Origin of the sequence: Vibrio thalassae (genome assembly GCF_900089835.1) — a bacterium.
Lineage (GTDB): Bacteria > Pseudomonadota > Gammaproteobacteria > Enterobacterales > Vibrionaceae > Vibrio > Vibrio thalassae.
This window is the reverse complement of sequence record NZ_OANU01000073.1, coordinates 9,810-31,981: the sequence shown is the minus strand read 5'-3', so window position 1 is coordinate 31,981 and position 22,172 is coordinate 9,810. Positions and strand designations below refer to the sequence as shown.

Genomic DNA, 22,172 nt, shown 5'->3' with positions numbered 1-22,172 from the left:
AGAAAGGCTGATCAAGATCACGTCTTTACAAAATCAGCCAAAAAAGCATACGGTTCCATAACTCCCTGATTTTATTTTTAAACATTATAAATATGTCGGTAGCTTAGGTCTGCTAAAGCATCCCATTGTCCATTGTTCTCTTGTGACAAGGTCATATTTACCCTAGATTTTCCGTACTACAACTTCCTGGGTGCGCTCTAAATCTCGTACCCCCCCCTACCAAAAAGCAATGTCAATTGGGTAGCGAAAAACACAACAATGGATGTTGGTATTATGTTGGAACTTTTTAGCGTCAGTGCCTCAGCGCTGCTTTTTCTCTTCGTGTTCACCAAAGTAGCCAAACACGTCGGCCTAGTCGATGCGCCAAATGCAAGAAAACGTCACTCGGGGCTAGTACCGCTCGTTGGGGGTATTGCTGTCACTCTCGCCATATTGGGTTATCTGCTCACTTCATCAGAGAGCCTTCCATATGAGTCCGTTCTCATCGCTTCGATACTGGTCGTCCTTATCATGGGGGTAATTGATGACAAGTACGACTTATCCAGCAAACTGCGCCTTTCTGTTCAATCCTGCCTTACGGCGTTGGTCGTGTTCTCGACCGATATTAAGCTGTTAAGTTTCGGCAATGCGTTTGGTTTTGGTTACACGGAACTGGGGTGGTTAGCGTTGCCCATCACCATTGTTGCTGTGATTGGCGCAATCAACGCGTTTAATATGATGGATGGCATGGATGGGTTACTTGGCTGCATAGCCTGCATTACCTTTGCTAGCCTAGGTGTTTTATTTACCTTAGTTAACAACCCACTACACGCACTATTTTGCGGCGCCATGATCGCCGCGCTACTGCCTTATATTGCCATGAATCTGGGTTGGCTAGGTAACGCGAGAAAGGTGTTCATGGGTGATGCTGGAAGTATGGTGCTCGGGTTTGTAGCGATTTGGTTGTTATTCACGATAAGCCAACCAGGCTCAAACACAACGGACACTCTGTTTTGGTATAAATGGACAGCTTACGAAACCATTAGGCCAGTCACTGTGCTTTGGCTCATCGCCGTTCCATTGATGGACATGGTGGCGATAATGGCGAGACGCATGAAACGTGGCGTGTCTCCCATGACTCCAGATAGAGAGCACTTGCATCATATTTTGCAACGCATCGGATTTGATCGTAAACAAACACTTTTGATCATATGCGCTATTGCGGCATGCTGTGCACTTTTTGGTGTTTATGGAGAGATCCACAATATTTCAGAGCCTGCCATGTTCTATGGATTTCTTCTTTGTTTCGCTGTTTATTACGTGCTGCTCAGTAAAGTTTGGCACCTTACCGCCTACTTACGTTTACTCAAAAAAGAGCAACGTGGCAAAAAGGCTCTCGAGCCTGTTCAATACAAGTAATACGAACGCTTTAATAACATCTACTCCGCAATAATGTGGGCTGCGCCGCACTGGTTGGTACTCTTCACCGCTAGTGATTATCAAGGCAATTTAACAAAAAGAGAGATCCATCCGCTTTTTCTCGCTTCATAGACGGTCAAATTTACGGTAGAATTTTTAACAATAACTCAATAAAAAAATCCTATTTTCTCACTTAGTTTGTCAGTGGCTCTTCATGTTGTATTTATTATCTTTCGTGTTCATCTTGTCGTTCTGCACGCTACTTGTGAACCGACGAATCGCAAGGCATATCGGTCTAGTCGATAAACCTAACGCTCGAAAACGCCATTGCGGCGCGATCCCTCTAGTCGGTGGGATTTCCATTTGCATCACCGTCACTCTCACCCTCAGCCTCTTTGAACACGATCTGAAAGATTCTGGGTTATTTCTTGCTTCCATCTCGTTGCTGACCTTGCTTGGTGCATTGGATGACAAATACGATATTAGCTTCAAGAGTCGTATGATCGTTCAAGCCTTGCTCTCACTTGCGATGATGCATTTTGCAGGTTTAGAGCTCGCTACATTAGGCGATATGTTTGGCTCAGGACATGTGGATTTAGGGGGATTCGCCGTATTAATTACTATTCTGGCCGTGATTGGTGCTATCAATGCGTTCAACATGGTGGATGGTATTGATGGTCTGTTAGGTGGGCTTTCAATTGTCACCCTCGGAGCGTTAGGTTGGCTACTCCATAGTAACGATCACGCTACCTTAACGTTACTCTGTATTGTGTTTATCACAGCAATACTCCCTTACATCGCGATGAATCTGGGATTGTTGGGGCCACAGCGCAAAGTCTTTATGGGCGATGCGGGCAGTATGATGATTGGTTTTACCGTCATTTGGCTGTTGCTTAGCGCGAGTCAAGACGCCAGTGAACCATTAATGAGGCCTGTAACTGCGCTTTGGTTAATTGCGTTGCCACTGATGGATATGGCAGCGATTATGATCCGTAGAGTGAAACGTGGTGACTCACCATTCAAACCCGATCGTGAACATCTTCATCATATCTTCCAACGTCTAGGGTTAAGTTCAAGACAGACGCTTGCTGTCATATGTCTGCTTGCTTCTATGCTTACGGGTTTCGGTATCTACGGTGAGATTAAGCAGATCTCAGAGCCCGTGATGTTCTATATGTTTATTGCCTGTTTTATTGGCTATGCATTGTGTCTGTCTTATGCGTGGAAAATCACGCGCTTCATACGGAAGATACAGGGAAAGGAAGCTGTGATTGAGACGAATGTGCTTTGATTTAACAGAAAAGTCCGTTACTTAAAACACAGCCCTGTCTACAAAGGGTTGTGTTCCTCTTATTGTTACGCTTTCAAGCGAAATAAAAATGTGATTTCCACCCCAGCTTCCAAAACACTATATGACACAAGATACTATTGACTATATTATCAATTTTGTCTCTTACTTCTGCAACTAAGAGCACAAAACTTCTGAGTGTTTTTCAAGCCCTCGCCGAGGGCTTCTTTTTGTTTATAAGGAAGTAATACCCGCTCTTGTTTCTGGAAAAGTGCCACTAGGCAGTCCATTGGATAAAAAAGGGTTCTTCAAAAAAATAAACGGACCTGTTCTTCCTAGAACGCGCAGACTGGTTAGGTGTGCGGTTAGTGATGAATAGCATGCTGCCTCCTGCTCTGTGGCGTTGTTGAGCATAAGAAGCAGCACCGCCATTGGCGTGAGGCAAAGTTCAATTTGCGAGTGAGGAGGCACTCAAAGAGTCGCGTTTACATAAAAAGGATATGGAGACGAGTGACGCTCTTGAGTTAACAAGGAGGGTCTTGAAACAGCTTGTCTTCATCAATGACATCATCGAGCTCCGCCACAAAGCTTGAGTTATTGTCCCTCATCAGCTCCCAAGCGCCCATCTCATGCAAAAAGATGGCGTTGGCATTTGCTAAAATAAACTCATCAACAGACATCCCATCAATCGTCGGCTCTCGCTTGACACGTTTTTGTTTGCCATTGATCATAACCATTCGGTACTTCCTTTGGCGCTCGCGCTTGGCCGCTGCCCGCGCTTTCTTTTGTGCTTTCGTCTGCTTTTTGTTCTGTTTGTGTTGCGTTACCATCGCACTTCCCCCCCCAACAGCGCTCGCTTAAAAGTGGATCTTAGTCACTGCTAAGCAGGTCCAACAGCACCTCTGGTTTGAGGTGGCTGGCTTCAGACTGACCAGACAACACCTTATCTGCCAAGTCTCTTTTATCCTCATGCAGTTGAATGATCTTCTCCTCGATGGTGTTCGTTGCAACAAGGCGATATACCGTTACCGGATTGGTTTGCCCCATGCGGTAAGCTCGATCACTGGCTTGATCTTCCACAGCAGGGTTCCACCAAGGGTCGAGGTGGATAACGGTGTCAGCCTCAGTTAAGTTAAGCCCAGAGCCACCCGCCTTAAGACTAATAAGGAAAAGCGCATGCTTGTCCGACTTAAAGTCCTCAATGGCCTGTTTACGCTGCTTGGTACTTGACTGACCGTCCAAATAACTGAACGCCAACGCTTCGGCCTCGAGTAGAGCGGCAAATCGCTTCAGTAACTGCACGAACTGGCTGAAGATTAATACCTTGTGCCCACCTTCAAGCGCTTCATGTACTATATGCAGCGCTTCTTTGAGTTTGCTACTTGTTTCTGACATGGTATCAAACACCAAATGTGGGTCGCAGCATACCTGACGCAAGCGCGTCAATGCCGCAAACAACTTAATCGTTGTGCCACCATTGAGCGTCTCACTGATACGCAGAGAATCTTGTCGCACTGCCTCATAGGCACTGCGCTCTTTCGCGCTCAGCTCGATATGATGTATCAGCTCGGTTTTTTCAGGTAATTCCGTCAACACCTCTTTTTTCACGCGGCGCATAATAAATGGGCTAACGAGCGCCCGCAGTCTGAGCATATCCTCAGCATTCTTTGAAGCCTGACCATACTTAGCCTTAAACTGTTTGAGCGCCCCTAGTAAGCCTGGGTTTAGGAACGAAAACTGACTCCAAAGTTCAACCAGATGGTTTTCCACCGGCGTACCCGATAGAGTAAGACGGCGCTCTGCATTGAGATTGACTAACACCTTGGTACGCTGCGCGTTAGGGTTCTTGATTTGATGCGCCTCATCAAGCACCACACTCTGCCATTCAACCTCGGCAAGCTCTTTCGCTAGGCGAGTCACCATGCCATAGCTCATCACCACAACCTCGCCCGCCTTTGCTTGTGCCAGCATCTGAGGGCGATCATCACAGGCCTCCAAATCAAGGATCGATAATGCCGGCGTAAAACGCGCACTTTCTTGCTGCCAGTTGAGCAGCACCGATTTAGGGCATACCACTAAACTTGGCCCTAATGAACTAAAATGCTCGATGATCTTCAGCGCTTGAAGGGTTTTACCTAGGCCCATGTCATCGGCTAGGCAAGCCCCAAAACCGTGGGTTAACAGGTGAATCGCCCAGTGGACACTGGTGCGTTGATAATCACGCAGTACCTCCAAGCATTGAGGAGCTAACTCAATAGGCTTCGCCCACTCCCGCTCAAGCGCTTGCCAACCTTGGTCACTGCTGATTGACATGGTTTCCACTAACTTCTGTAGTGGATACGCCATCTTGCTGTTTACCTCAAGCTCATCATTGAGCACGCTATCAAGGAGCGCCAGTTGCTTACGCAGTGCCTCATTAACAAGCAGCGTCAAGTTTTGTTCTTTGATTTCAATATAGCCCGTACGCCGTGACTCCAATAGACGCTGCAGATCCAAGACCAAGCCACCATCAAGCACCACCTCAGCAGAAAGACCAAACCAATCACCTTTTTGGTTGATTTCGAGATCCACATCTTGGGCATTAATGGTCTTCACTTGCCTGCTATGAGCATGCCAGTGCACAGGCACATCATCCAATGCATCAATAGCGATCAGCAGCTCAGCGAGATCTTCAGAGATCACAACCGAGCTGATCACCTTGCGATTTTTAATACCTAACGCCTTACACAGACTTGCCAACTGTGCCTTCTCTTGCTCAAGATCGCGCTCAAACCATGTCTTCCCATCTTGGTGAACCCAGCGCTCTCCGCTTGCCGACGGCACACGTACCGTCCCTTTCAGAGACTGATGCTCAATCGATAGCTCAAGCTGACCGTCCACTAAGTTCAACCACAGGTGCGGACGCTTATCCCATACACCAACATCAATATTGCCCTTTTGCTCAGACGAGCTATACCAATCAATATCGCTACCAAGCAGTGGGATCAAATTATCCACATACCCTGCCGGCACCGATGGCATGGTTTCAGATAGAGTGAAGAAGCGCTTTACCTTGTCGGAGGTCGCGTCAAAAGTTAAGATCCCCGGAGCTCTCTCTTTAAGCACCTCTAACTCCGAACGCTCTCTCTCGGGGAAGCACTCGAGACTAAGCAAGCCATCACACTCCCCCACCACCAGCAAAGAAGGCTCTGGCACGATAGACACTGGAAGACCTTGCTGATCCAAGACATTGTTTGCCCGAGATAGCAGGCTTAACGATGCCTTGGATAACACATACTGATCACGCCAGCCGTAGGGATCTCGCTCGAAATAGGCAATTAACGCAATGTCGCTTTCCGAGAGCAGCTCTGAGTGGCTGTATTTAAGGTTTTGAAGCGTCACCTGCCGGCCTCGGCTCCAACCTTTTTTGCCTTTTTTCTGCATTTTTGCACAGACGCTGTTATCGTCGTTGAGCACCCAAGCTACGCGTTCATCACCAACCAGCATCTCGACATTAAATAAGTTTTCAACATCTCTTACCCACAAATCCCAACTATCTGGCTTATCAATCATTAACTCCAGGTTGGTAAGGTGCCTTAAAAGCAGCTGTCCCATACGCATCAGGTTAAACGTTGGCGTCAATGCGAGGATATGCTGTGTCAATGCATGCGCTGCCAACTGCTCAAAAAACGCCGACAACTCAGGCCTATCGTTAACTCGACACATTTGTAGCAGCTCTAAGACTAATCGCCCCCACTTTACTTTTTCATCAGCCACCAACGACTCAAGCCACATATTGGCATCGAAAAACAGCTCGGCGAGCTCATCATCGCTCATCAAAAGATACTGAAGCTCTCTCTCCCATGAGTAAAAACCAAGCGCATATCGCTCAGCCAATGGCAGCGCCTGATATTGAGCCACCAGCTCACTCGCTTGTTCGGGCTGCAAGTTTCGAACAATAAAAAGATCAATCAACGAAGATAAGCTAGGGCGCGTATGATGATTAATCGAAAAACGCTGAGCCCGGGTTTCTAAATACCCCACATCAAGCTTGCTTAAAAAATGCGCCGCGTCTTTCGGTTTGTTAGAAAACAGCGGGGCATCCCCCACAACATGGACCGGCAGCCTAGCTTTAACATGATTCGGAAGCGCCGCTGTGAGCGATTGGTAGACGCTTGGACAGTGTGCGCCGGCAATTAAGTCCAGCCACGTTTGCAGAAAGTAGTCACCATACCCAGTGGCGACCTCGACAGTTTGGACTAGCCGCCACAACAGCGAGCTTTGACTGAGTAGCAGTAGGCCATCATTAACGCTCTGCTCCTTCAGTTCTGAGTTAGTTTGGAGGCTGTAGTAATGATTACGAGAAAAACCGGAGGCAATAAAACGTGCATAATGAGCTCCGGGCGCACGCACCGCTAACTCGATACGCCTTTCCACTCGATAACTTTCTTGCTCACAAACCACAATCGAAAAGCTCAGGCCCTGCGCACTAAAATGAATAAAGCCCTCCCTCTCGCCGTTAACCAATCGAACCAAACCAAGAGAATGAAGCTCACTGATGACCTGATTAAACTCAATAGTCGACTCATTCTTAGAGGTCAGGTTGACGTATGACAGATAGACATCGCTGCGACGGCGACTGACACTGAGCACGATGGCCAGTAAGGCATTGGTTTGTAAAGCGGTAAGCTCGATCTGGGCAAGTTGGGGGTCATTACTCATAAATCGTCACAATAGAAACGCATTGGGGCTAACATGGCATAGTAGTTTGAACCATCATGATTCTGCTGTCACCATTTAACAATGTGCATAGTGCTGCTTGAACAGCGCGAACATGTTTCTTTTTCGCTTGTACAATTGCGCGATACGGTAAACCTCGGCGTTGAAGCGTGCAGTCATCTCTGGTGAGTACGCCAACCTCTTTTCGAGAGATTGTAGATAGCGCAGGGCTTGTTCGTAGGCGCCATTATTGGTTCGCTCAATCGTGGCACACACCACCCGCGAGTAATAACTCAACGCGGTTTCTGGCGTGTCGGTTATCACTTCATTCGCAAGCTCTATCAGTTCTTCGGCACCGACTTAGCCGCGCTTAATCCTTATTTGCTACATCTATGTCGCCAGAGCAAAATTAATCGTGTGTACTTTCGCCAAGTTTACATTTTGTTTAGCTTGCCAGAGATCGTAATTATCTTGCAGCGTTAGCCAACTTTCTGGAGTGCGACCAAGTGCTTTAGATAAACGTAAAGCCATTTCAGGAGACACCGCACTTTGCCCTTTCAACACTCGGTTCAGAGTTGAAGGAGACACATCAAGCTGCTTTGCAACAAAGCGGCAACTATAGCCAAAGGGCTCCATGTAAATATCCTGGATGAACTCACCTGGATGTGGAGGGTTATGCATACTCATTAGTGGTAATCCTCATAGTTCAAGATATATGCATTGCCGTCGACGAACTCGAAAGTAATGCGCCAGTTACCGTTAACTGTAATTGACCAAATACCATCTCTGTCACCTTTCAATGGGTGTAACTTGAAACCCGGCAAATCAATATCGTCAACGATAGTTGCAGTATCTATGGCTGCTAACTGCACTCTGAGCTTACGCTCATGTTTTGCTTGTATCCCAGCTTTACTGCCAGTCTCATAGAACTTTTTGAGACCCTTATGTTTGAAGCTTTTTATCATAGAAAGAAGTGTAGCCCGTTGCGCACCATGATACAAGCGTTGACTAAATATCGTTCAGAGCGAAGCAGCCGAGAATTATTGCTGGTAGATACGAAATATATGGTGAGCTTACGGCAGCATAGCTCAACTTAACTCGCCAGCTTTGGTTTACTAAGTGCTTATCCAACATAAGGAAGGCTGCGGCACCATGCAAAACCAGAAAAACCTGATTCAGGCCACTGCTGACTTTGAGCACTGGCGACAAACTCTTATTAATAAACATGCCAGCATCCCCGATGAACTACGCTGCTTAGCACTCAAGTTGCTTGAAGAATATCCGATCAGTCACGTGACCAAAGCACTACGGATCTGCACCACCCAGATCAATGACTGGCGCAAGCAACTTCCCTCTAAGTCGTCCGCTCCTGATTTTGTTCCGTTACAGATAGAGCCTGATTTACTACCTAAATCAGACCTGAGCCTTCAACTCAGTCACAATATTTTCAATTTCAGAACTCGACTTCGATTCTAATATTGGGATTAGGTTAACCAATAGGTTTTGGTTGGCGAGAAGCCTAGTAACCTGATTCAACGCGGATAGTGCTCTCGCGGCAGGTGTCACTTTCTTCAGGATTTTTACAGTCTCTATACCATCGACAGGTAGCGGAGGGATATCGTAAGGAACTTCTGGATTAAACATTCAATTACCTAGCGTAGTGTACTTGGTTTGATAGGTTAATTTTTTAGTTAAAAACTAACATGTAGTGCATTGTGGGTAATCTAAACTAACAGTTAAAGTGTATAGGTTAATTATTTCTAGAATTTTTAACATATCGTCCGTGACGTGTTAATTGGATTAACACGTAATTAGGATAGGTTAAATTGACTCCTGATCACCCATGACCTTTTGTAGAGATCTGAAATCCATTTCAGCATGAGACATTATCACAACTCACAAAGACCATTTGAGACAGCGTTCAGCACAGTGGCCAACTTAGTGGCTCGCTCTTGCCGCTTCCAGCTTCCAGAAAAGAAAAAGCGCCAAAAAAAACGGCAGTTACATTGACTTGTCGTACTGAGTACCATCACGGTATTCGACACCACTACGAGACCCACTGGCTTAATCGTATTAAGCGTTCAATGAAAAGCCATAGGCCCATTTTTCCTTCAAATATCACTATCAAGACACCTTTTATTTAACTATTGGGAACACACTCAAATAAGCCATCTAGACGTCCAATTTAACAGATAAAACACCCGCTCTAAAAATGACCAATCGCGACATATAGCACTCAAAAACCTGAGTTCGAATGATGCATTTTTGCACCATTTTCAACGAGAATTTTGTCGATTTTTCAGCAAAAACAAAGAACGTTCTTAGTCCAAAAATCTATCACACCGCGATAACCTGACTCTCTATCAAGATCACAACGCTGCTAATATCAGACGATTGAACAGAAGGTCGCTCATCGGGCATTAAAGAAGGGATATGCTCGGTGTTTTGTTCCCATGAAAAATGGCGCCGGCTTTGGTGACCGCCCATTGAATAAACGGGGCGCCTCTGGGCGTCATCGCGACCACGGTGTTCCCACATAGGGTGTTACCCCAGATTCAGCAGGACCGTCACGAGGCTCACCACCACCCCGCCGACATACGCAATGCGCACAAGATGACGCTCACACCACGCCACGTACGCGTCAATTTTTTGCCCCATCGTTTTCATGCTCCCTTCCTCACCGGTTCATCTCCCGATCCCATCGTCGACACCACGTCGATGCCACTTCGATACCAGGCCTACCCGCAGGCATAATCACAGTGTGTGCTCAACACCCCCTCACATGCCCACTTTTGCCTGCCAGTCTCATTATCAAGACGGTTTTTTGTTCGATTATGCGATCGGCAGCACAGTTATTGCTCCATTATTCGCCACTCACCTCTTGACGTGATATGTCCATTGACACCTATAATAAACCACAAGATGTAGACACAAAGGCATCAAAATATACTATATACAGTATTTATATCTCTGATCTGACCAAAACCGCGACCACAAGGAGTGTGCTTATCGCCGCTATCAAACAGGTACGACTTTCTCAGTTTCGTTATGATTATCATCCTTTGACGAAATTGCTGCTTCGCCGCGAGCGCTTTGAGCTTGGTTCCCACGACACTCTGACTCCATTACATGATGAGCAGATCGCCACCCTTCTCGACGCTTTGATACTCCCCGTCTCGCTCTCCGGTCAAACCGACCCTTATCAACTTTTAATGCCCGTACCGTTATTTGAGCTCATTAAATGCCATCCTTATGCCCAACATCTCAACGTCACACTGCGTCTTTATGACGATCCTTTGCAAGCAATACCCACTCTCATGCTCACGGGGCCAGCCCTCCATCATCGCGTCAAGACCACCACATTGTCACAACTTGCACAGCGACTGGCGGCAGCAAAAACCACCCCTTCGCCGTTCAACGTCACTTATCCTAAAAAATCCACACTGGCTAAGCTTGCCAATGTGAATCCTTCAGCGATACGCATAACCACGACAACGCCTGCGTCTCACAAGGAGTCTTGCGATGTCTGACATCATTAAAATTCATCATCGCTTGAAAAGCAGCGGTAGCGTTCCCCCCAATGCTCGTTCCCATGTTTTCAAATTAGTGGCGGCGCTTATCCGACTCAAACAGCGATTTAAACCCACCCAGAGCGATCGCATTGATGCTTACGATCGAGCGCTGCTGATGTTTTTATACCTATGGATCACCGGTAACATCGAAGCGTGCCAACATGAACGCGATCTGCCGGATCTCTGCTTCGTCAGCGGGACTCAGCCATGTGGGCCACATCGACTTCGCCGAGTGAGGCGTAACAACCCTTCTTGGGTGGAATACGCTCAGCCTTATCTCACTCGTTCTGGCCTCCAATGGCACTGGCAACCCATGCCTACCGCTTTAAATCCCTGGTTTTACCAGGCACTGTCACACATGCAAACAGGTGACCATTCACTCCACCTCTGCGCGAATGAAAAAACACAATTTATCGCATTTCTTCACACCAAATGGCGCACCCCAGTTGCGCTACTGGGCTGTCCACTGGTGCGGCGTGATACGTTTTATCGATACTTCCAGACCATGGTACGGTGCGATCCCACCTTGCCCATCACCAGCAAATACATCAGCCTTCAAGGGAAACACATCTCCCATCACAGCGCCTTTGCGTATCAAACACGAAACAGCAATCAAATCCGTTATGATCTCTTTTGGGCGCAAAATCGTTATCTAGACCGACTCGCGCGTGCCTTGCCCGCTTGCTTTCTACCACTGCTTAGCCCGGCGCTGCCTGTCACTCGAAATACGCAGCCGTTATTGGCTCACCGCACTCAACTGCAGCCCTACTTAGAGCAGCCCGCCCTCATCGAGTCATTTCACCTGCAACTCACAAAAGCCACCAAAAACTATACGCCGATCCCTCCCGTCGTCATCGGCTCTTCCAGACAGCTCGATGTGAAAGCGGTTCGCCGCTTCTTTCACCTCCTCGAGCAGCAAGCCCAAAAACTCAATGGGCCCACTCACTCACTGGAATCGCTCAAAACACTCCATAATTTTTTAACCAATCAACTGGCGCTTTTGTTTATCGTGCTGACCAGTGCACGCCCCACTCATGCCATTTCAATTGAGCGTCAATATTGTTTTGATCATCGCTTTGCCATTATCTTCGATAAAGGTCGCTATCGCTCGGTTTGGCTCTGCGATTACCTGCGCGATGCACTGCTGCGTCTGAGCCAGTTTCAACATCAACTTCAGCTTCGCATCCCAACCATGACCGAACATTCTTATTTATGGTTTGAAGTGAATGACGCCGACCTTTGTGTTCCACTGTGCGCAAGATCACTTCGAGCATTTATGAACACGTGGTGGTCAAAGGCCAACCCACATTGCAGCGCGGTTCCCTATCAACTGCGACATTTTTTTGCTCAACATGCGCTGAATACTCCGAACGCTGAGCTCACCACTGTCGACATTGACCGACTGATGGGACACGCCACCTATGGTGAACAACTGGGTAGCGATGCCATCTACCTCGCTAAGCAGCATAAACTGACGCGATTTTTAAACGCGCTCCCCAGCTATTTGCGATTGCCTTCGCTCACGCATACGAAGGCGAAAGACGATGCATGATCATTTTAACGGGCGTCGTATTCGCCACTACCACCAAGAAACCGGTGTCGAGTGCGCCGATATACCGAACCTAGACTGGATATGCACCGCTATCAGCGCCCTTTCTCTGCCCACACGAGAGTTACCCCTTGATGCACTCAATACCCTCAACGCCCGTATTGCCACTGTGCCCAGTGGGCGACGACGCGCGCTTCTTCATGCCCGTGATGATGTCCTGTTTTATTTAAAATCCGTCTGTGAATGGCAATTACCCGAAAAGAAAGAAGCCGACTATGAAGATCGTGCGATGCAATGGATGCTGTCAATACTCAAACACAGTCACAGCGCCGGTCAACTCCATACGCTATACACGCAGCAACGACAAACGTTTACACAAGAGCGATGGCACGACATCGGCTGGGTGCTTTTGGTCATGAACCTAGACGTCGCCCCCCTCCCTCTGTCCTATTGGGTCAAGGTATTATCCGAGCCGTCGTCTATCGCCTTTTTTGAAGGGCAATTTACGCTGAAAGTGCCTCATCCTAAACCCATCGCTGTCTATGACAGTCCCGAGCACCCAAGCTTTACTCGTTATCCCTTATCACTGTTTGCCTATCGCGTTCTGTCCGACTTTTACCGCTCTTTATCTTCCGACTCAGTCTCTTTGTCCACCCAGTATTTATGCCAGCAGCTCAACCGTTGGTGTGAACATGCGCCGTATTACCTCCCCTCACAAGGGGTAGCTCAATGGCATCAAACCTTCTTATGCGTTTGGCATTATCGTGATAACGTTCCTGCACCGCTGCTGCGTGACTTGTCCGATCCCATGCGCCATGTGGCCACGCTGTCGTCCATTCGTACTGCGACCCCGCCCCTTGCAGACTCAAACCTGTTTTTTCAGCCACCGAACGCTGGGCAAAAACAAAATATAGACCCCGCTCAGCCCTGTGCGTCCACTCGCCTTATCTGGCCTCATACTCAGCTCATCAAATACTACCGAGGAAAACGCGCACAAAAGCCTTCACCGCCGCATTATTTAGAGGGTAATCTCCTCCCATGGCTGTTCTACACGCGTACCTTGTCCTTATTTGAAGACGGCGGCGTTCAAAAAGATCGCCTCCCTGCCGCCAGCATTGAGCGATACACCAATTTCTATAAACGCCTTTCCCCACTGAGTCTCCAGGAAGCGCTCTCACCTGACTCACTTCATGCTTGGGGCCATGAACAGTTCAAACGCCTCAATGGCACCAGCAATACCATTCATTTGTATACCTTTCTCCAACACATGGCACACCAAGCGCTGACTGACCACTTGGATCTCTCGCAGTTTGAAAAACCGACCCTTCCCGCTTTGGTCGACCCTTGCCGATTGCAGGTTGGACAGATCCATCAAACGATCGACACCCTTCTCAACTGTGCGAAAGGCGATCCCCTACAGCGCCTGTTTGCCAGTGTGGCCGTCTTGCTTGGCTTTTATGGTGCACTTCGTCGTGGGGAAGTCCTTCGCCTTAGACTCTGTGACATTGCCCCTTGCACCGTCGACGAGCAGCGCTTTGATCTTCACATCACCACGACGGATGAAGGTGGCCCCAAAGGCGGAAAACATCGCCTCGTCCACGCTTATTTCTGCGCCCCAAGCGCCAAACTGTTGCGCATTCTATTAAAGCTAAAAGACCAATGCCCACCCGACGTACCTTTACTTGGCTGGCTCAATGAACGCTACTCTCAACGCGAGCAGCGCTATCTCTATCCTGTGACGCAAGTATTAAAAGCGCATTTTGGTAAAGGCGTGCGATTTCATCATCTCAGACACAGCGGCGCCGATCTTCTTTTAATGCAAGGCCTGCATCTCGCGCATCAGTGCCCCAACCGTTATCTCGATGACGGTGTGTGTGACCATGACACTCGCGTTATGCTCAGCCAAGAGGTCTGCGAGGCACGGTTTTACTTTTGGATTGAGGGCAATCCCTTTGATTGGTTCAATGATGGTGCGTTACTGGACATCATTGGTAAAGAGCTCGGACACACCTACTATGCCACGACTCGTAAACACTACGTCCATGGTATGGAGCGGATCCTTCCCTTGCTTCGCTCCCCCTCATTAACCACGGACAGAGCAATGTTGCGCTACTTGCTTGATATTCCCGTCGGCTCCAATGACGTGGCTCGCGTACTGGAAACGCTGGATCCAGAATACGCCTTGCTCGAGCCGTTAGAAAAAAAACAGTATCAACCCGCCTTACGCGACGCTCAGCTGCTTTCTCGCCTGCTGAATGCATCCTCACTTGAGGCCTCCCAGAGCTCATGCTCTCAACGTGCTAAAAAAGCAGGCTCACAAGGTGCATGCACTCAACCTCCCCTCTCGACACATGAACCGAATGCGTTTTATCACTTATGGGCGAAAGGGGTACCGAGCACTTTTAACGACACATCACTTGGCCGTTTTCGCTTGCTCAATCGCCACACTCTCGCCAACTCTAAAGTCGCCCCGTTTGATTTCTCGCGACTGAGTCAACAATGGCATGCTTTAAACCATCTGTCTCATTTACAGTTGACGAAAGAAGACAAGAAGGCACTGACCCTCTTAGGGCCGGTGCGTGTCACTCTCTCTCACAACACGCCCGCCACCGTGGTGTTGAGTTGGACCTGCCGCTGCAATAAAAAAACACAAAGCGCGTATCAGCGGCTTTTCCATGAAGGCCCCTTTCAGCGCTGCCCAGCCACTCTGACTTTGCACCAAAATCGAAAAACCCTGAAAAGCGGCAAATTTGAGCTCGTCGAAGCCGCGTTCAAGCGAGCCTCTGATCGTTTGTTACGCGAGATTATTGACCCCGGTGACACCAAACTGGTGATCATGCTCACTACCCCGATCCTTGCCCAAGGGCTCATTGCCCCCATGTCAGACTATTTTTCTTCACGTATTGATTCCAATTAAGGAGAGACACCATGCCACTACTCGCATTTGAATCCCATCACCATCAAGATATTGACTATTTACTCGCTCCGATCAAGTCAGGAGATAGCAAGGCTTATCTCACCTGTAACATCACTAAGGAGTACTGCCAGATAATCGGTGGCACACAAGACTACCCTCAAATGGTCACTCTGCCCGTCGACAACACCTGGAAATTAAAACCAGGGCAGTGGTCCATGTCTGCCAGCAGTTTTAAAGAATATTGGAACAAGAAAAAGAGTCTTACGGACGCAAACAAACGCAGCGAGTTGGAGGTCAACTATGATGAAGACCGTCGTTACCCGACACTTCGAGCGCTTACCGTTGATGATGCCCTGATCTATATTCGCACCAAAGAAGCGTCTGCGGCGCATCTGGACTTTCTGGCATTCTCTCAAGCCGACGCCCATGACCGCTTTCAAGTGGATGATATCAAAACCCTCTTAGACATCGCAGACATCTATCGCCCCTTTGACGCCTTCGAGATCAATAAACAACAAGGCACAATTACCACGGAGTGCGATCAACAAAAACTCTCCCATGCTCTGCCAGAGCGCATTGAACCGGCTTGTGATTTGATGCTTAATCATGAAAGCGCCGCTCAGCTCGCTCACCTGTGTGAGACAACAACCACTAAGGCGATCCAGATTTATACCGATGATGAACGTGCGATTTTCAGCGATGGCAATCGCATGCTCTCGAGCTCTTTGCTGTCTCTGCAAGCCTACAAGCAACGACAAATCGTCAAGTATAAAAAAGAGCTGCGGTTGATCATTGAAATCGCAGGATTCAACGACCAAGTTCGAAGCTACCAAAGTATTGCGCTACTCAAACAAAGTAATGAAGCCTTACTGTACGTTGATAAGCAGTGCGTGATGCTCGCCAGTCTCGTGCCAGAAACCGGTGAAAACCGTTTTCTTAAAGTCAAAGACATCAAAGTGACTCAGCCAACGGTCTATCGTATTAACTTAAGTGAGCTCTCAAAAATCCCTATCAAAGACATTACCTCAATGGATAGTGTGAAAGTTCAAATGCTAAAAAGCCCGCAAGGAGACTATAAGCTCGGCTTTTATAATGAGAAGAATAAAGATCATCCTTATCAAAGCGTTCATGATGTGGCGCCAGCGCCGGATAGGTTTGCCGATACTTTACAAGCCAAAGAGATACTAGAGCGTAAACAGCGAGAGTCCGGCGGCGCGTGTTCCATCGAAGCGCAAGGGGATTTGCTTGGCTATGATGATGAGTAATGAGTGGTGAGAAAAAAGCAGGCTGGTGACAATGAAAGAGCTCGAGTCAGAGCGTTCAACAAAGGCGATCGCACAAGAGGTGAAGTAAGGCGTGTCGTGATGCGCACCAATGCGAAAGGCGGCGCCAAAAAACACTGGACAAATAAACAGCATTAACTATAGTGATAGGTGAGATTTTAACCAATGGGTGGCATTTATCGACCTATTGGGAAAATGGACAAGCAGTTGGGATAGGAAGGCGGCAACCTCCCTACCCCGTACCGGCTGCGACGACGTTTAAACCACACCCAGCCGATGGTACGATTTTAACCAATTCCATCGGTAAGGGACAGATCTATTTGATGGCCGGCTTTCGCCGCGCCGCAGGGCCTTTCTGGCAGACAGAGGGCTCGGTGAATAGATCGCTAACTGATGGAGGCCACTATGGCTCACATTCGCATTCGCCCCAATGGGCGCATTCAATTCGATCTGCACATGTTTGGTGTCCGCTTTCGCGAAGGCACGCAGTTACTGGCCACGCCCAAAAATCTTCGAGCCGCCCAAGCGCAGCTTAAGCAAATGAACGCCGAAATCGATTTGGGCACGTTTCAATACCGCGACTACTTCCCCGAGAGCAAAAAAGTTGCCAAATTTGAAACCCTGCATCGAGAGCGCTTTCCCGATCATCATTATCCGTTTTTGTCCAACTACGCCAATGAATGGTTTGAGCGCAGCAAAGCCAACTGGAAACCCAGTTATCAAAACACGGTGCGTAATACCCTCGATCGCTATCTGATTGCTGAGTTTGGCGATATGCGCATCAGTGACATTCGACTCTCACACGTGGATTATTTTCGTCAAGACTTACGCGGTCGCTGCGGGCGTGACGGTAAGACGCCACTCACCAATAAACGGATCAACCACATTTTATGGCCCCTGATCGCCATCTTAAGCCTTGGGGCGGAAGAGTATCAGTTTAATTATCCGTTTCGACGCTACAAAGCACTCAAAGAAGAGCGCGCCGAATCCAGCCCGATGAACATTGACGAAGTGCAGGCGTTTTTGGCCGCTGTCGACCCAGATTGGCGCGACTATTTTCTGGTGCGTTTTTGGACGGGGCTTCGCAGCTGCGAAATTCACGGCCTGTATTGGAAGCACATCGATTTTGACCATCGATTGATCCGTGTGAGGCAAAACTATGTCAATGGAGAGATGGGGGATGTGAAGACGCCAAAATCCAGACGAGAGCTCAGAATGAGTGAGGCGGTGTATCAAGCGATGCTAAGACAGCGCTCAAAAGTCAACCATGAAGACGAGGCGTTTGTGTTCCCTCACCCGAAAGGCAGTGGTCTCGATACCCATTATGTCAGCGAGAAGCTGTGGTATCCAACCCTGGATAAAGCAGGGCTTAAACGTCGCCGCCCATATGAGACGCGCCATACCGCGGCCGTTTTGCACATCGCCGCGCATGAAAACCCACTCTACATCTCTCACATGTTAGGCCACAGTAACACCAAGCTGCTGTTTGAAGTGTATGCGCCTTATGTCGCCAACGCATCGCGTCAAGATGGCCGAGCGTTCGATGCTCTAATGGGAGGGTCACCGTTATGATTCCTTCGTTCACTCTGGCGGCAGAGCTTTATGATACACAGCATAATTTTGAATGGTTGCGCGCTTTTGCGCTGGGCGTTCAACACCCGGCCATCCATACCATCGTCAGCACGCACCCCAATGCCTTGACGTCACTTGACGGTCAAGCGCAGGTCGAGGCCGCCGCCCGTGCCCACTGGCGGCAGGCGCAATGTCACTGTGGGCTCAGATGGACACTCAATCGCTATGCAACCGCACTTTGTGGCGCACATAACCTCACCTTTGAGGATATTGACCTGCATCTCGCGTACCCTGAACTGCCGCTACTGAAATACTACGGCGCACTGTTGAAAGCCAGCCGAAATACAGACAAAGAACCGTTATGGCGCCGTCACCTCGCCTACTGCCGCGCTTTGTCTTTAGCTCTGTATGAGTACTCGCGCGCCCCAGATTCGCAGCTGTGCTACAGCGCCAGTTCAATTGTCACCACTTCAGCTGCGAAAAAGGAAAGCGTCTGTTTTCGTTATCAAGCCACTGCGCATTGTTATCATGTCAATGACTGGCGCTACTTTTTACTGCCGATGCCGTGGGAACCCACTTGAGAAAACGAGTGACTAGCAGCGGTGCTTTGTATAACGTAGTCCAACGCTGAACCACCTCTTCATCACTCCAAGACTCCGCGGCAGTGGTATCAACATGCAGCACTCAATGGTAGTGATTGGACATAATAGCGTATGCACATACATCAATGGCAAACACCTGGCTAAGCAATCGCATACGCTCAAAAAACCATACTCGGCGATGCTCAAAGCTTTGACCCAAGTAGGCATCGTCGCTACATAAAAAAGCACGGCGTACACACCATGAAATGCAGTGATAGTACGCCGTTTCTTGAAGAGAGATTTGAGTTAAGCGAGCTTGAGTCATCATGACCACCAGTGAGCAAACTTTAAAAATACAGAAGCAACTGACAAATAGGCACTTTCAAGAATCAACCTCAGGCTGCAAAAAGTTAAGCTGCTAAAATGCAGCTTATACCCCTTATCATTGAAGATGCTTGATTTTTCCTTAAAGCAGGATCATGCTACGCACCATGAAAATAATACTGACTCCTCAACAGAAACAACAACTCGAAGAGATGCACGATTCAACTCGTGATGGTCGAGTGCGTGACCGCATCAAAGCGGTTTTACTCGCGTCTGAAGGGTGGAGTCAGACGATGATTTCTCAAGCTCTTCGTATTCACGAATCGACGGTCGCTCGTCACCTCAGTGATTATGTTCTCTCTGAAAAGCTTAAGCCTGAAAATGGTGGTAGCCAGAGCCGACTTTCTGCTCAGCAAACTATGCAGCTTATCGAACATCTGGCAGAGAAAACGTACTTCCACACCCACCAAATTGTGGCTTATGTACAAGCTGAGTTTGGTATTCGTTATACCGTTGCTGGCATGAATAAGTGGCTACATCACCATGGCTTCTCATATAAGAAGCCGAAAGGGTACACGTTCACCGAGGTATCTTGACTTACCACGCCTGAAGAAGCATGTGCAGTTTATAGATCAAAAACATTCGGGTACGGTTTCTTCTCAACGACTGACGTGATGATCTCACTCAACACTGACATGCTGATAGACCGCGATTTGTGCAGGTTTCGATAAGTGTATGGATGCGGCTACGGAATTTATCGCCAGCATCCGAGGTCGTTCCGAATCTGATTTTCCTTTGAATGACAAAGCCCCTAATACATCGCTCAGCTTCATTATTGGTTAAGGGGATTGAGGTTTTCTTGAGAAAAACCCACAAGCTTTCTCTATGTTTGAGCAGTAACTTGCATCGCCCCCGATACCACTTGACCATCGCATATGTCCCTTTGCTCAACCAATGATCGAACAATTTTTGTAGCCTGTGCATTCGCCGCAAGTACAGTGAATCATCCAATTCACCTTGCTCAAAACGATGTCGAGTATGGAAAATGGCGTTCGTCAGCAAACAAAGATGTTTGCCAATATAAGCGGTGTGGCCACCACCACTATAATCCGCCATTTGCTGAAGATTTCGCTTCACATGTGCCAGCATAATTGATGACGGTCTGCGGCTATCCAGTTAATAGCTTGGACACTGGTCGCTGACCAAAATATCTGTATAGTCTTCATCGATGACCTTTTCTGCTGAGGGGTTGAGCGTGAATAGAGTATTTGTTCATAGACAAGATCATCACTGGCCACTAACCAACCCCAACGAAGGCTCGTTTCATCATTTTGGTGATGAGAGCTTTCGTTGATGCCCTGTGTGGTCTTGTTTCGCTCTTATCGAATTGCGACCACCAGAGCTTTCAGTTTTTTTCGCTCATGGCTTTCTTTTTAGATTTTTTATGTCAATAGGGCTTGGTGAATACTTACTGTGCCGTAGCCGTAACATTCTATCTCGATCCGTAAACTATCCGTACAAATTGAATGTAATTCAAGTTTACACTATACTTCCTAAAATTACGGAATATATCCGTACATAGGGGGGGTTATGGCAACAGCACGTTTAGATATCCGTCTTGATGAAGAAATCAAGGCCAAAGCCGAAAAAGCATCGGCTTTACTTGGTTTAAAAAGTCTCACGGAATATGTCGTGAGGCTTATGGACGAAGATGCGACTTCAGTTATTGAGGAGCATGAAAGTATTATGGTTAAAGATAGTGTCTTTGACGAGTTTATGGCTGCGTGTAATAAAGCAAAAGCACCTAATCAAGCTTTGCTTGAAGCGATCAAATTTACAGATGAGAGTGGCATTAAGTGAGTTGGGGCAAAGAGTTTGTTGAACTTAGTAAATCAAAGCATGATCGCAACTCATTTGACTGTGGTGAGCAAGAGCTAAACACATTTATCAAAACTCAAGCTGCAAAGCACATGCAAGCAGGCATTAGCCGAACAATGGTTTTACCTAGTGTTCAACCATTGTTAAATCAAAAATTCGCTATTTGTTCATTTTATAGTGTTGCACCGAGCTCTATCAGCCGAGAAACATTACCGGTACAACGAGCAAAGACACTTCCTAGGTATCCAATCCCTGTTTTTCTTTTGGCTCAATTAGCTGTGCACAAAGAGTTTCATGGCTCTGGACTCGGAAAGGTGAGTCTAATTCGTGCACTGAAGTATTTGTGGGAAGTGAATCATCACATGAGGGCATACGCCATTGTTGTGGACTGTCTGACAGATTCTGCTCAAGCGTTTTATACCAAGTTCGGCTTTGAAGTACTGTGTGAATATAATGGACGTATTCGTATGTTCTTACCAATGAAAACGGTGGAACAGCTTTTTGAACAATAGGCCCGAATTCGTAAACTATCCTGGTGAACGTGTTTACAGCAAAAAGACTAGTTACCTCTTACTTGACTCGCCCTTAAAGGCGAGATTGCGCAAGCATAATGTTCAACTATCATTAAGCTTAACTAGAGATTTGCATCAGAGACTTACCCGACACCCACGCTCGATTCATATGCAGCGGATAACGTTCGAGTTCTTGAGCCGAGCCCTTCCAATACCCTAAGCAAAGTGGATAGCTTTACATCACTGCCCGCTGCAATGCGCTGATATTGTTGCTGCTTCATGCCAATCCGCATGTACATGTCTTTTTGCTCGATACCGATCTTTCTGCGTTGCCCAGTAAGCAAGGTTGCAATTTCTTCTACGCTTTTCATTCTGTCCACCACACAACCTACCAGTTGTTCCAACCCCTCTTAACAACTTTTACGTTGTAAATTCATCCATTAACAACTTAAAGTTGTTTTACCAATCTTTTCTGTGAAGGTGAGGGCTGCCAACAATAGCCATGTGATTCATACCCGCTTGTTGAACGAAGCCGCTCCGCGGCAGAGTAAATACAGCATAAGTCATACTCTTATAACACCATCATCCCAATGGTCGTTG

18 protein-coding genes and 2 pseudogenes are annotated in these 22,172 nt (G+C 47.7%); 12 read left to right on the top strand and 8 right to left on the bottom strand.

Annotated features, from left to right (window positions below; translation table 11 throughout):
* The first annotated feature begins 270 nt into the window (after nt 1-270).
* Complete coding sequence (gene wecA, locus VTH8203_RS17150) at nt 271-1,398, top strand: UDP-N-acetylglucosamine--undecaprenyl-phosphate N-acetylglucosaminephosphotransferase (protein WP_370739251.1); 1,128 nt, start codon at nt 271-273, stop codon at nt 1,396-1,398.
* Between the two features lie 214 nt (nt 1,399-1,612).
* Entirely contained in the window at nt 1,613-2,689 is a 1,077-nt protein-coding gene (wecA, locus tag VTH8203_RS17145) for a UDP-N-acetylglucosamine--undecaprenyl-phosphate N-acetylglucosaminephosphotransferase (RefSeq protein WP_096994758.1), read from the top strand.
* Nucleotides 2,690-3,210: 521 nt separating this feature from the next.
* Here wecA (VTH8203_RS17145) and VTH8203_RS17140 read toward each other — a convergent pair.
* The 4 genes from VTH8203_RS17140 to VTH8203_RS17120 form a co-directional block, all read right to left on the bottom strand.
* Nucleotides 3,211-3,516, bottom strand: a complete 306-nt coding sequence (locus VTH8203_RS17140; protein WP_096994757.1) for a hypothetical protein — start codon at nt 3,514-3,516, stop codon at nt 3,211-3,213.
* Nucleotides 3,517-3,556: 40 nt separating this feature from the next.
* Nucleotides 3,557-7,387 (bottom strand): DEAD/DEAH box helicase, encoded by a 3,831-nt coding sequence (locus VTH8203_RS17135; protein WP_096994756.1) that lies wholly within the window; start codon nt 7,385-7,387, stop codon nt 3,557-3,559.
* Between the two features lie 387 nt (nt 7,388-7,774).
* Nucleotides 7,775-8,071, bottom strand: a complete 297-nt coding sequence (locus VTH8203_RS17125; RefSeq protein WP_096994754.1) for a HigA family addiction module antitoxin — start codon at nt 8,069-8,071, stop codon at nt 7,775-7,777.
* Nucleotides 8,071-8,349 (bottom strand): type II toxin-antitoxin system RelE/ParE family toxin, encoded by a 279-nt coding sequence (locus VTH8203_RS17120; RefSeq protein WP_096994753.1) that lies wholly within the window; start codon nt 8,347-8,349, stop codon nt 8,071-8,073. Before VTH8203_RS17120 ends, VTH8203_RS17125 begins: the two co-directional genes overlap by 1 nt.
* Nucleotides 8,350-8,503: 154 nt before the next feature.
* Here VTH8203_RS17120 and VTH8203_RS17115 point away from each other — a divergent pair, with 154 nt between their 5' ends.
* On the top strand, nt 8,504-8,860 hold the full coding sequence (locus VTH8203_RS17115) for a hypothetical protein (protein ID WP_244181246.1): 357 nt from the start codon (nt 8,504-8,506) through the stop codon (nt 8,858-8,860).
* Here VTH8203_RS17115 and VTH8203_RS25560 read toward each other — a convergent pair.
* Entirely contained in the window at nt 8,798-9,028 is a 231-nt protein-coding gene (locus tag VTH8203_RS25560; RefSeq protein ID WP_096994751.1) for a Fic/DOC family N-terminal domain-containing protein, read from the bottom strand. The two genes, VTH8203_RS17115 and VTH8203_RS25560, sit on opposite strands and share 63 nt — an antisense overlap.
* A gap of 900 nt (nt 9,029-9,928) precedes the next feature.
* Nucleotides 9,929-10,051, bottom strand: coding sequence for a hypothetical protein (locus tag VTH8203_RS25370; protein WP_279627181.1), 123 nt, complete (start codon nt 10,049-10,051; stop codon nt 9,929-9,931).
* 224 nt (nt 10,052-10,275) lie between these two features.
* On the opposite strand from VTH8203_RS25370, the gene VTH8203_RS17105 reads away from it, so the two are divergent.
* From VTH8203_RS17105 to VTH8203_RS17070, 7 genes and pseudogenes are all read left to right on the top strand, one after another.
* Nucleotides 10,276-10,914, top strand: a complete 639-nt coding sequence (locus VTH8203_RS17105; RefSeq protein ID WP_158296177.1) for a hypothetical protein — start codon at nt 10,276-10,278, stop codon at nt 10,912-10,914.
* The gene (locus tag VTH8203_RS17100; RefSeq protein ID WP_096994749.1) at nt 10,907-12,508 is read left to right on the top strand and encodes a site-specific integrase; all 1,602 of its coding nucleotides are present in this window, start codon (nt 10,907-10,909) and stop codon (nt 12,506-12,508) included. Before VTH8203_RS17105 ends, VTH8203_RS17100 begins: the two co-directional genes overlap by 8 nt.
* Complete coding sequence (locus tag VTH8203_RS17095) at nt 12,501-15,422, top strand: site-specific integrase (protein ID WP_096994748.1); 2,922 nt, start codon at nt 12,501-12,503, stop codon at nt 15,420-15,422. The genes VTH8203_RS17100 and VTH8203_RS17095 overlap by 8 nt, the downstream gene beginning before the upstream one ends.
* 11 nt (nt 15,423-15,433) lie before the next feature.
* On the top strand, nt 15,434-16,687 hold the full coding sequence (locus tag VTH8203_RS17090) for a hypothetical protein (protein WP_096994747.1): 1,254 nt from the start codon (nt 15,434-15,436) through the stop codon (nt 16,685-16,687).
* A 423-nt stretch (nt 16,688-17,110) separates the two neighbouring features.
* A complete protein-coding gene (locus tag VTH8203_RS17085; protein ID WP_096994746.1) occupies nt 17,111-18,277 on the top strand; it encodes a site-specific integrase in 1,167 nt (388 codons plus the stop codon).
* Complete coding sequence (locus VTH8203_RS17080) at nt 18,274-18,858, top strand: hypothetical protein (protein WP_096994745.1); 585 nt, start codon at nt 18,274-18,276, stop codon at nt 18,856-18,858. Before VTH8203_RS17085 ends, VTH8203_RS17080 begins: the two co-directional genes overlap by 4 nt.
* Before the next feature lie 491 nt (nt 18,859-19,349).
* Nucleotides 19,350-19,754, top strand: a pseudogene (locus VTH8203_RS17070) (helix-turn-helix domain-containing protein); the annotation flags it as partial.
* Nucleotides 19,755-19,807: 53 nt separating this feature from the next.
* Here VTH8203_RS17070 and VTH8203_RS25145 read toward each other — a convergent pair.
* Nucleotides 19,808-20,537 (bottom strand): annotated as a pseudogene (locus VTH8203_RS25145) (IS66 family transposase); the annotation flags it as partial.
* A gap of 235 nt (nt 20,538-20,772) precedes the next feature.
* On the opposite strand from VTH8203_RS25145, the gene VTH8203_RS17060 reads away from it, so the two are divergent.
* Together VTH8203_RS17060 and VTH8203_RS17055 are read left to right on the top strand one after the other, a co-directional pair.
* On the top strand, nt 20,773-21,042 hold the full coding sequence (locus tag VTH8203_RS17060; protein WP_096994743.1) for a type II toxin-antitoxin system TacA family antitoxin: 270 nt from the start codon (nt 20,773-20,775) through the stop codon (nt 21,040-21,042).
* A complete protein-coding gene (locus VTH8203_RS17055; protein WP_096994742.1) occupies nt 21,039-21,572 on the top strand; it encodes a GNAT family N-acetyltransferase in 534 nt (177 codons plus the stop codon). Before VTH8203_RS17060 ends, VTH8203_RS17055 begins: the two co-directional genes overlap by 4 nt.
* 143 nt (nt 21,573-21,715) lie before the next feature.
* Here the strand turns inward: VTH8203_RS17055 and VTH8203_RS17050 are convergent, their stop codons facing one another.
* The gene (locus VTH8203_RS17050) at nt 21,716-21,943 is read right to left on the bottom strand and encodes a helix-turn-helix domain-containing protein (RefSeq protein WP_244181245.1); all 228 of its coding nucleotides are present in this window, start codon (nt 21,941-21,943) and stop codon (nt 21,716-21,718) included.
* Nucleotides 21,944-22,172 lie beyond the last annotated feature (229 nt).